Annotated in this window: 9 protein-coding genes; 6 read left to right on the forward strand and 3 right to left on the reverse strand. The window is 65.2% G+C overall.

Annotation, left to right across the window (positions count from 1 at the left end):
* The 4 genes from WCB02_RS00230 to WCB02_RS00245 all read left to right on the forward strand — a co-directional run.
* A partial coding sequence (locus WCB02_RS00230) for a xanthine dehydrogenase family protein molybdopterin-binding subunit (protein WP_423955088.1) occupies positions 1 to 1,928 on the forward strand: 1,928 nt, incomplete at its 5' end.
* A gap of 354 nt (positions 1,929 to 2,282) precedes the next feature.
* Positions 2,283 to 2,891, forward strand: coding sequence for a LemA family protein (locus WCB02_RS00235; RefSeq protein ID WP_423955089.1), 609 nt, complete (start codon positions 2,283 to 2,285; stop codon positions 2,889 to 2,891).
* Between the two features lie 55 nt (positions 2,892 to 2,946).
* On the forward strand, positions 2,947 to 3,870 hold the full coding sequence (locus WCB02_RS00240) for a TPM domain-containing protein (RefSeq protein WP_423955096.1): 924 nt from the start codon (positions 2,947 to 2,949) through the stop codon (positions 3,868 to 3,870).
* A gap of 3 nt (positions 3,871 to 3,873) precedes the next feature.
* Positions 3,874 to 4,371, forward strand: a complete 498-nt coding sequence (locus tag WCB02_RS00245; protein ID WP_423955090.1) for a TPM domain-containing protein — start codon at positions 3,874 to 3,876, stop codon at positions 4,369 to 4,371.
* Between the two features lie 74 nt (positions 4,372 to 4,445).
* Here the strand turns inward: WCB02_RS00245 and WCB02_RS00250 are convergent, their stop codons facing one another.
* Genes WCB02_RS00250 through WCB02_RS00260 form a run of 3 tightly spaced genes read right to left on the reverse strand, consistent with a single transcriptional unit; the run spans position 4,446 to position 7,165 of the window.
* Positions 4,446 to 5,147 carry a TetR/AcrR family transcriptional regulator gene (locus WCB02_RS00250; protein WP_423955091.1) on the reverse strand — a complete coding sequence of 234 codons (702 nt, stop codon included), beginning with the start codon at positions 5,145 to 5,147 and terminating at the stop codon, positions 4,446 to 4,448.
* Position 5,148: 1 nt separating this feature from the next.
* On the reverse strand, positions 5,149 to 6,354 hold the full coding sequence (locus WCB02_RS00255; protein WP_423955092.1) for an amidase: 1,206 nt from the start codon (positions 6,352 to 6,354) through the stop codon (positions 5,149 to 5,151).
* A 1-nt stretch (position 6,355) separates the two neighbouring features.
* Entirely contained in the window at positions 6,356 to 7,165 is an 810-nt protein-coding gene (locus tag WCB02_RS00260; RefSeq protein WP_423955093.1) for a cysteine hydrolase family protein, read from the reverse strand.
* 368 nt (positions 7,166 to 7,533) lie between these two features.
* On the opposite strand from WCB02_RS00260, the gene WCB02_RS00265 reads away from it, so the two are divergent.
* Positions 7,534 to 8,508, forward strand: a complete 975-nt coding sequence (locus tag WCB02_RS00265) for a BMP family protein (RefSeq protein ID WP_423955094.1) — start codon at positions 7,534 to 7,536, stop codon at positions 8,506 to 8,508.
* 7 nt (positions 8,509 to 8,515) lie between these two features.
* A partial coding sequence (locus tag WCB02_RS00270) for an ABC transporter ATP-binding protein (protein ID WP_423955095.1) occupies positions 8,516 to 9,813 on the forward strand: 1,298 nt, incomplete at its 3' end.

Here is a 9,813-nt window from a genome sequence, read left to right on the forward strand (position 1 = left end):
CCGCGGAAGCGATCGCGATCGACTACAATTTGCTGCCGGCGGTGGTCGATCCGATCGAAGCCACCAAACCCGGCGCGCCGGCGGTCTGGCATCAGGCGCCAGACAACATCGTGGCCGCCATGAGCTATGGCGACGCCGCGAAAGTCGAGGAGGTGTTTGCCAGGGCCGACCATGTGGTGTCGCTCGATCTCGTCAGCCAGCGGCTGATTCCGTCGGCGATGGAGCCGCGCTCGACCATTGCCGAGATCGACAAGAAAACCGGCCGGCTGATCCTGCACGTGCAGTCGCAGACCCCGGGCTCGACCCGCGATGTGCTGGCCGAGGCGATCCTGAAGCGGCCGAAGGACAGCGTGCGCGTCCTGGTCGGCGACATCGGCGGCGGCTTCGGTCAGAAGACCAACGTCTATCCGGAAGACGGCATCGTGGCTTATGCCGCGACCAGGCTGAACCGCAAAATCCGCTGGCGCGGCGATCGCACCGACGAGTTCGTCGGCGGCACCCATGGCCGCGACCTGACCTCGACCGGCGAGTTCGCGCTCGATGCCGAGGGGCGCGTGCTGGCCTATCGCGTGCGCTCGGTCGGCGGCACCGGCGCCTACATGACCGGCGCCGGCAACATCATCCCGCTGGTGCTCGGCCCCTTCGTGCAGACCGGCGTCTACGATCTGCCGCTGGTGCATTTCGAGATCAAGACCGTGATGACCAACACCGCGCCGGTCGGCGCCTATCGCGGCGCGGGCCGGCCCGAGGCCGTGTTCATCGTCGAGCGCCTGTTCGATGCCGCCGCGCGCCAGATCGGCATGGACCCGCGCGCGATCCGCAAAGTGAACTACATCAAGCCGGCGCAACTGCCCTACACCAATGCCGCGGGCCAGGTTTACGATTCCGGCGCGTTCGCCCACATGCTGGAGCGCGCCGCGCAACTCGCCGACTGGGACGGCTTTGCCGCGCGCAAGCGTGAGGCAAAGAAGAAGGGCCTGCTCTATGGCCGCGGGCTGACCAGCTATATCGAATGGACCGGCGGCCGCGCCCACACCGAGAAGGTCTCGCTGCATGCCACCGCCGACGGCCGCGTCATCCTGCATTCCGGCACCATGGCGATGGGGCAGGGTCTGGCGACCACCTACACGCAGATGATCTCCGAGAGTCTCGGCATCGCCATGGACAGGATCGACGTGGTGCAGGGCGACACCGATCTCGCGGTGGGTTTCGGCAGCGTCGGCTCGCGTTCGCTGTTCGTCGGCGGCACCGCGGTGGCGGTGTCCGCCAGCGACATGATCAACAAGGCCCGCGACAAGGCTTCGAACCTGCTGGAGACCTCGGCGGAAGATATCGAATATCGCGACGGCACTCTGACCGTGGTCGGCACCGACAGGCGCGTCAGCCTGTTCGAGATCGCGGGCAAGGAGGATGGAGCGCGGCTGTCGGTCGACAGCGAGGGCGAGGTCGACGGACCGAGCTGGCCCAACGGCACCCATATCTGCGAGGTCGAGATCGATCCCGATACCGGCGTCACGCGCGTGGTGCGCTACACCACCGTCGACGACGTCGGCACTGCCGTCAATCCGATGCTGGTGACCGGGCAGGTGCATGGTGGCGTCGCGCAGGGCATCGGGCAGGCGCTCTACGAGTTCGTGGCCTATGATGCCGAAGGCCAGCTCCTGACCGCGAGCTATCAGGATTATTGCGTGCCGCGGGCCGACGACGTTCCGCCGATCGAGGTGACGCTGGATGGCTCCGCGCCTTGCCGCACCAATCCGCTGGGCGCCAAGGGCTGCGGCGAATCGGGCGCGATCGGCGGGCCGCCCTGCATCGCCAATGGCGTGACGGATGCGCTTTGGGAACTCGGCATCACCCAGCTCACCACGCCGCTGACGCCGCCGAAGCTGTGGAGAGCGATCCAGGACGCCAAGGCGGCGCAGGGGTGATGACGTAGGGCTAGATTAAGGTGCAGGCGCTACAATATCCGCCGTCGTCCCGGCCTTGAACCGGGACCCATACCGGGTGATCTCCCGGCGATGCGAACGGGCCGACAGCGTGATTCACCACCATGGCCTGTGGTTATGGGTAATCGCTTTCGCGAGGACGACGGCGGAGATTGCGGCGCGAGATTCCGGGTCGTGCTGCGTACGCCCCGGAATGACGGAGGGCCCCGACAGATGACAAAGCGCCACGACTTTTTCGGCGCCCGGTCGGAAAGATTGCCGCCGAAACCGTCTTTCATCGCTTATCTGACACGGTTGTTCTGCTAGGTTCGCGCCATATCGTAACGGGAGACTTTGATGCGCAGGTTTTTCACCGTGCTGGCGGCGCTCATGACGTTGAGCCTGACCAATTGCGGTTACAACGCGATCCAGACCAATGACGAGCAGGTCAAGGCGAACTGGTCCGAGGTGGTCAATCAATACCAGCGCCGCGCCGATCTGGTGCCCAATCTGGTCAATTCGGTGAAGGGCTTTGCGCAGCAGGAAAAGGACGTGCTGCTCGGCGTCACCAACGCCCGCGCCAAGGTCGGCAGCGTCCAGGCGACGCCGGAGGTGCTGAACGATCCCGCCGCGTTCCAGAAATTCCAGCAGGCGCAGGGCGAGCTTTCCAGCGCGCTGTCGCGCCTGCTGGTGGTGACCGAAAACTACCCGCAGCTCAAATCGGACGCGCTGTTCCACGACCTGATGTCGCAACTGGAAGGCACCGAAAACCGCATCACGGTGGCGCGCAACCGCTACATCAAGTCGGTGCAGGACTATAACGTCGCGATCCGCAGCTTCCCGACCAATCTGACGGCGATGGCGTTCGGCTACAAGGAGAAGCCGAACTTCACGGTCGACAATGAGAAGGAAATCTCGACCGCACCAAAGGTCGATTTCAACCCGGCGCCGGCATCCGCCAAGTGACGATCAAATGACGATCAAGTGACGATCAAGTGACGGGAGGCGCATTGTGTCGGCGTTGAAAGCAGCAAGAGGCCTGTTCCTTGCGTTGCTGCTGTGCTGGGCCATTCCAGCCATGGCCGACGTCGCGGTGCCGCCGCTCACCGGCCGCGTCGTCGACCTGACGGGCACGTTGTCCAGCGACCAGATCGCGACGCAGTCGCAGCGGCTGAAGGACCTCGAGACGCGCAAGGGCAGCCAGGTCGCGGTCCTGATCGTGCCGACGACAGAGCCCGAAACCATCGAGCAATATTCGATCCGGGTTGCGGAAGCCTGGAAGATCGGGCGCAGGAAGATCGACGACGGTGCGCTGCTGGTGATCGCCAAGAACGATCACAAGGTGCGTATCGAGGTCGGTTACGGGCTCGAAGGCAGCCTCACCGACGTCACCTCAAGGCGCATCATCGACGAGGACATCGCGCCGCACTTCAAGAGCGGCGATTTCGCCGGCGGCATTGCCGCGGGTCTGACGCGCATCATCGGCGTGATCGATGGCGAGCCGCTGCCGGCGCCGGCCCCCGAAGCGTCGCACGGACCGGATGTCGGCGACTGGATCGGCTTTTTCAATCCGCTCAATCCCTTCGTTCTGATCGGTATTGCCGTCGTCGGCACGATCCTGCGCGGCATATTCGGCAGGCTGATCGGCTCGGCCGCAACCGGCGGCGTGATCGGTGCGCTCGCCTGGTATCTCCTGGGATGGACGCTGCTCGCGGCCGGCCTCGGCGTGATCATTTCCGTGCTCACCTTTTTCGCCGATACGATTCTTGCCGCGAGCCAGACTGCCGGGTTTCAATCCGGCAGGGGCCGCGGCGGTTGGTCCGGCGGATCCTATTCCGGCGGTGGTGGCTGGAGCGGCGGCGGCTCCAGTTCGAGCGGCGGCGGTGGCGGCTTCTCCGGCGGTGGCGGGAGCTTTGGCGGCGGCGGCGCCTCGGGGAGCTGGTAGGACATGCGGATCGGGCGCATCGGCAGGCATCTCATCGCGCACCGCTGGCGGGTGCGCCGCATCTTCACGCCCAGGGTGCTCGACCATATCGAGCAGGCGATCAGGCAGAGCGAGGCCACGCATTCAGGCCAGGTGCGTTTCGTCGTCGAAGGCGCGCTCGACGGTGCGCCGCTGTTTCATGACCAGCCGGCGCGTGAGCGCGCGCTCGACCTCTTCGCGCAGCTGCGCATCTGGGATACCGCGCACAACAACGGCGTCCTGATCTATCTCTTGCTCGCCGACCGCGTTGTCGAGATCGTGGCCGACCGCGGCATCGACGGCAAGGTGGGCAGCGAAGGCTGGCAAAAGATCTGCCGCGACATGGAGCGCGATTTCAAGGCCGGGAAGTTCGAAAGCGGCGTCATCAATGGCATCGCGGCGGTATCGCGCGAGCTGGCAAAATATTATCCCCCGCAGGTCTCCGGCCGCAACGAGCTGCCGGATAAGCCGGTGGTGATGTAACGAATCCTCGGATCGCGGGAGCAGCGTAAATTCGAAGGCCGTGCTTAGCCCGGACCGCGCCTCCCTCCAAAGAGTCACGCGCGCCCGGCCGGTGCCTCCACCCGCTCCAGATAGGCCGCGAGCATCTTGCGCGCGTCCTCCCGCCGGCTCGCGCGCCAGTCGGCGTCCGCGAGGTCGCAGTCGAACTCGGAGGAGAGCGTATGGACGTTGGCGAGGTGGAACTGGCTCAGTGCCGCAATCATCACGTAGAGCCGCAACGGATCGATGTCGGCGGCGAGCCTGCCTTCGGCGACGCCGCGTGCGAGCAGGCGCTTGGTCATCGACAGTACCGGCGAGGACATCTCGTGGATGCGGGGCGACTTCTTCATGTAGCGCGCCTTCATCAGGTTCTCGGTGCGCAGCAGGCTGACCAGATGGCCGTTGCGCTCGAAATGGCCGTTCATGAAGTCGAACAGTTTCAACAGCCCTTCCAGCGGATCGAGGTGCTCGAGGTCGAGCCGGAGCTCCTCGGTGCGCAGGCCGCCCAAGGCGCTTTCCAGCGTGGCGACATAGAGCTCGGACTTGCTGCCGAACTGCTCATAGATCATCCGCGGATTGCTGCCGGCCTTCTTGACGATGCGGCTGATGCGTCCGCCGGCATAGCCATGGGTCGCGAACTCCAGGGTCGCGGCATGCAGGATCTTGGCGCGGTTCTGCTCGGCGGAGCGGCGCGGACGCCGCGGCGGCGCGACTAAAGGCTTGGTCTCGTGGTTTGCGACGGGCGGTCGACCGGTCATGTCAGCTTGTCGTCCTCATGGACTTGGCCCACGGGGTGTCGAGCGCGAGAAGCGCGCGGTCCTGATTCGCCGAAGCGATGATGGATAGCCCCGCGGGACAGCGATCGACCAGCGCAACCGGCAGCGTGATCTGCGGATCGCCGGCATGACCCGCTATCGAGGTCAGTGTCAGCGCCCTGGGATAGAACGCGCCGATCTCGGCCGCCGCGGCATCCTTGCGCAGCGCGATGCAGGGGGCGGTCGGAAGCACCAGGGCGACGCCGTCCTCAAGCGCCGCGCGGACATGGGCCGCCAGCTCGGCGCGGAGCGGGGAACAGCGCGCGACCTCGGCGGCCGTGATCGCGGCAGCATCGGCAAAGCGCGGCGCGATCGCGGGACCGAATTGCGGACCGGTCGACGTGATCCACGGGCCGAGTTCGCGCCAGATCTCGGCACCCTGCAGCACCCGGTAGCACTCGAGCCATTCGTGCTCGCGGCCGTCGAACAGCGTGATCTCGTCGGTGACGCCGAGCGCCTCGCAAGCGGCGCGAAGCACGGCCGCGACCGGCTGGTCCGCCAGTGCAAAGGCGTCGCGAACCAGCAGCAGCCTGCGGACCGGCGTCGATGGCAGTGGCGGCAGCAGCACGTCGCCGACGCTGGCGAGCGTCGCCATGTCGCGGGCCAGCCAGCCGACCGTGTCGTAGGACGGTGCGAACGGAATCACGCCGGTCAGCGTGATGGCGTCGTGGGTCGGGCGAAACCCGAATACACCGCAGAAGCTCGCGGGCACGCGCACCGATCCGCCGGTGTCGGTGCCTAGCGCGAAATCGACCAGTCCGGCCGCGACCGCCGCCGCCGACCCGCTGGAGGAGCCGCCGGGAATCCGCTCCGGACAGGCCGGATTGAGCGGGGTACCCTCATGCGCATTGACCCCTTCCAGGCTGAAGGCGAGTTCGTCGGTGATGGTCTTGCCGGTCAGCCTGGCGCCTGCGGCCAGCAGAGTCTCGACTGCCGGCGCCGACCGCGCGGCAGCCTGATGCGTCCTGCGCCAATCCGGATTGCCGCCGCCGGTCACGCTTCCCGCGACATCGAAGAGGTCCTTGACCGCGAAGCTGAGCCCGCTGAGTTGTCCCGAGCCGGTGGGCATCAAGTTGGCGCGCGGTCCGCTCACAAAGGCGCCGATATCGGCCGCGTTCATTGCATTGGCGGCTGTTTCGGGGGATGTCACGTCAGCCGCCGGCGCGGCTGCCGAGCGCGCCGATCACGCTGGCGGAATCGGTGACGAAGCCGAAGCACTTCTTCACGTTCCAGACGGTTGCTTCGGTACAGAAGTCGGGCGAGGTGGTGGCGCAGCAATCCTCCACAAGGATGCAGCCATAACCGAGGAAATTGGCGTCGGTCAGCGAATGCAGCACGCATTGATCCGTGTTGACGCCAGTGAACAATATCGAGCGGACGCCGAGGTTGCGCAGGATGCTGTCGAGCGGCGTATCCCAGAAACCGCTGATGCGATATTTATCGACCTTGATGTCGTTGGGTTCCTGGACCAGTTCGTCGACCACCGCGGCGGCCCAGGAATCTTTCTGCAACACCGGCGCGCCATTGCCGGGCAGGGGATCGCCGAGGCCGATGCCCGTGCCGGCCGGCTTGTACAGATGGATCTGGTTCGGCGGCATGTTGGCGAGGTCCGGCCGGTTGCCCCAATTGACCCAGATCACTGGCACATCCGCCGCGCGGAGCGCCGGCAGCAGCCGGCGCAGTGGCTCGATCGGCGCTCGATCGGGGCGGAAGTCGGCGCCGAGATGATCGACCCACCCGCCGGGCGCGCAGAAATCGTTCTGCATGTCGATCACGATGATCGCGGTCCGCAGCAGGTCGACCGTGACGTTCTGCGGCGCGCAGGCGATCGTGACACGGACCGGCGCAGGCTGCGGCATCGCCATGTCGACCTCGGCCGTGGTCGCCCGCCAGGCGAATTGCCGTCCCAGTCCGAGTTGGCCGCCTTCGATTGCGCCGTTGTGCTTGTTACTTCCATTCATGTCGGCTCTCCTTCGGTCGTCGCGCACATCGGTCGCACGTCGGTCGATAGGCGCCCGCGCGGTCGACCTTCCAACTAACGTGATGCGATCCCGCGCAGTCGCTCATCACTGCAACTGCTGCGGTTGCAAGTTCGCTGCCAGAGACAATTCGCAAAGAAATTCAACGCCGGAAGGGATGCCGGGACGTCGCGTTGCCCAGGAATCCGACAGCCGCCCAGCGCTGCTGGATAAAAAGTAAGCATTTGTTTGTTTCGGGCGTTGGTCGAAAGACGAATATCATTATTTTTCAGCTGTTTGACAGGCTGGCATACGACTTGCTGCGGAAACACCGCCATTCAAATTTCAACACGCGATGCGAGGTTTTTTCAATGTGGTCACGCCGTTTGGTTCTGCGAAGTGTGCTTCTCACCGGCGCATTCGCGCTGTCCGCTTCCGCCTTTGCGCAGGCCGCCGACGTGCTGAAGGTCGGCATCCTGATTCCCGGCTCGAAGTCCGACAAGGGCTGGATGGAATCCTCCTATGACGGCCTGATGGCCGCGGAAAAGAAGTACGGCGACAAGATCCAGGTCCAGATGATCGAGAACATCAACTATGCCGACATGGATCAGGCGCTGACCAATCTCGCCGGCAAGAACGATCTGGTGATCGGCGTCGGTGGCCAGACCCAGGCCTCGGTGTACAAGATCGCCAAGCGCTTTCCAAAAGTGCACTTCTCCATCGTCGGCGGCAATGAAGGCGACAGCGCGCCGAACGTCGCGGGCTATGACGTGAAGCAGGCTGAGATCGCCTATGTCGCCGGCGCCGCGGCGGCGATGCTGTCGAAGACCGGCGTCATCAGCTATGTCGGCGGCCTTGAGATTCCGTCAATCGTCAATGCCGGCAAGGAATTCGGCAATGGCGCGCGATCGATCAACCCCAGCATCAAATATGTCGAGAACTACACCGGCGATTTCGACGACGTCGCCAAGGCCAAGGAAGCCACGCTTGCCGCGATCGCGCAGGGCGCCGACATCCACTATCACATCCTCAATCTCGGGCTGCGCGGCATGGAGCAGGCGGCCAAGGAGAAGGGCACCCACATCATCGGCAGCTACACCGATCGCTGCGGCACCGATCCGCTCTACCTCGCTTATTCGATCACAGGCACCGGCTACCAGGTGCAGTATGCGATCGACCAGGCGGTGAAGGGAAGCTGGCAGCCGGGCTACAAGGAATTCGGCCTCAAGATGGGACCGGAGGCGTCGAACATGGTGATCTGCGGCGCCACGCCCGAGCAGAAGGCCAAGCTCGAATCGATCATGAAGGACCTCATCGACGGCAAGATCAAAGTGTTGAAGGGCTGACCCTCCGATGACGGACAGTTTGCCGGGCGCGGCAGAGGCTGCGGCCGAACCGCTCCTGTCGCTGGTGGCGATGACGAAGCGGTTCGGCAGTTTCACGGCGCTGTCCGATGTCTCGCTCGATCTTCGCCCCGGCGAGGTTCACTGCATCCTGGGAGAGAACGGCGCCGGCAAATCGACCCTGTGCAACCTGATCTTCGGGGTGCACCGACCGGACGGCGGCGCCATGCGCTATCGCTGCGCGCCGTTCAAGCCGTCGGGACCTGCGGATGCGCTCGCCCAGGGCATCGCCATGGTGCATCAGCATTTCAGCCTGGTCGGCGACATGAGCGTGGTCGACAACGTCCTGCTGGGACGCCAAAAGGGCATTCTCAATCGCAAGGACTGTGCAAGGCAGCTCGAAAAGCTGGCGACCGATTATGGCTTGCCCCTCGATCCCAAGGCAAAAATCGAGGATCTCTCGGTCGGCGAGCGGCAGCGGGTCGAAATCGTCAAATGCCTGATCCGCGATCCCCAATTGTTCGTGCTGGACGAGCCGACCGCCGTGCTGCTGCCCGACGAGATCGCGGCCCTGCTCGACGTCTGCCGCCGGGTCGCTGCCAGCGGCCGGGCCGTGGTGCTGGTGACGCACAAGCTCGCCGAGATCAAGCAAGTGGCCGATCGGGTCACCGTTCTGCGCGGCGGGCGCGTGGTCGCGGCCTCGGACAAGCCGGCCTGCGATATCGATGCGCTGGTGCGGGCGATGATCCAGGGCAATCCGGAGGCGCTCGATAGCTCGGCGGCGTCCATCCTCGGGCTCGATCCGGTGAAACATATAGGCCAGGCGCCGGCCGCGACTGCGAAGGTCGAAGCGCTGCAGATCGACGGATTGACCGTGAGGGATAATCAGGGCGTCACCCGGCTCGATAATTTCACCCTTACCGTCGACCGCGGCGAGATCGTCGGCGTCGCCGGCGTCGAAGGCAACGGTCAAAGTGAGCTCTCTGCGGTGCTGGCCGGCATGATGCCGGCGACGGAAGGGCGGATCTATCTCGGCGTCAGCGACCTCACTGGCCGTTCGCCGAGGGACATCACCGCCGCTGGCGTCGGCATCGTGCCGGAAGACCGCCATGCGATGGGTTGCGTGCTCGGCATGAGCCTGGCCGAGAACATCTACCTCAACCGCCTCGACGAGTTCACGCGGCTGGGATTTCTCAAGCGAACGGCGCTCGAGCGCGCGGCGTCGGCGCTGATGCAGCGCTTCGACGTCCGCGCCCGCGGGCCGGGCGCGCCGTTTTCGAGCCTGTCTGGCGGCAACCAGCAGAAGGC

Origin of the sequence: Bradyrhizobium sp. (genome assembly GCF_049581145.1) — a bacterium.
Taxonomy (GTDB): Bacteria; Pseudomonadota; Alphaproteobacteria; order Rhizobiales; family Xanthobacteraceae; genus Bradyrhizobium.